This is a genomic window from Arachnia propionica, assembly GCF_003932785.1.
Lineage (GTDB): Bacteria > Actinomycetota > Actinomycetes > Propionibacteriales > Propionibacteriaceae > Arachnia > Arachnia propionica_B.
Map to the genome: position 1 here is coordinate 1 of NZ_RQYT01000138.1, position 947 is coordinate 947.

Genomic DNA, 947 nt, shown 5'->3' on the forward strand with positions numbered 1-947 from the left:
CGCCCTGCTGAGCGTGATCGAACGCGGCGAACGCCCCGGCCCCCAACGCGAGGCCCTGGCCTGGATCGAGGGCCTCGACCTCGACCCCACCACCCAGCCCGAACGCCTTCTCGGCGCCCTCGACGTCGCCGACAGCCAAGTCGCCGCCGCCTTCACCCGAATCCTGCTCGGGATGAACCCCGACCACGACACCCTCACCCGGATCGCCCTGGCGGTCCTTCCCCGCAAGGAGAAGGGCCTCAAACGCGACGTCCTCAAACGCCTCACCAGCATCGAATCCCCCTCGGCGGAGCTGATGGAACACGTCGCCGACCTCTCCCGATCCACCGACACCACCACGGCCAAGCTCGCCAGCACACTGTGCGACCAGTGGGGCAGTACACCAGCCCCGGAGACCGGGACCCGGGGCCTGTGGCAGGAACCCTCCCTGCCAGACCCCGAACCCTTCCCCGGCCTCGAACCGCTGGTCCTCGACGACCCCGCCCTCGCCGGGCTGATCACGGAGATCGAGGACGACTGGGAGGAGCGCGCCGAGGTCACCGAGCGCGCCCTGGCCCAGCTCGTCGCCACCGCCCACGCCCGCGGCCCCGAGGTGGTCGTCACGGCCTGCCGGGGTCCCCCCGATGGCTACCTGACGCGGCCCCTGTTTCGGCTCGGCGCAGGGGTCATCATTCCCTGCACCGAACCCATCCCGGCCCACTCCCCGGAGGAGGGGCCTGCTCTTCTTGCTGAGCGGCGTGCCCACGACGTGCTGCACCGGATCGGCGAACTTCCCGTCCTGCTGTCCACCCCGAGCACGAACCGCTGGGAGGTCACCGCCGCCGACCTCCGGGCCCGCATCGAACGGTACCGACGCGACGGCATCGCCCTGGAACCCGCCGACCTCGCCGTCGCGCTGGGACGATGCGACCGCGACCGCTGCGACGAACTGGCCGACATCGACGCCC

1 protein-coding gene is annotated in these 947 nt (G+C 71.6%); it reads left to right on the forward strand.

Going from position 1 to position 947, the window contains the following annotated elements; all coding sequences use genetic code 11:
* On the forward strand, positions 1-947 hold a 947-nt coding region (locus tag EII35_RS16150; RefSeq protein ID WP_185744408.1), incomplete at both ends, for a DUF7824 domain-containing protein.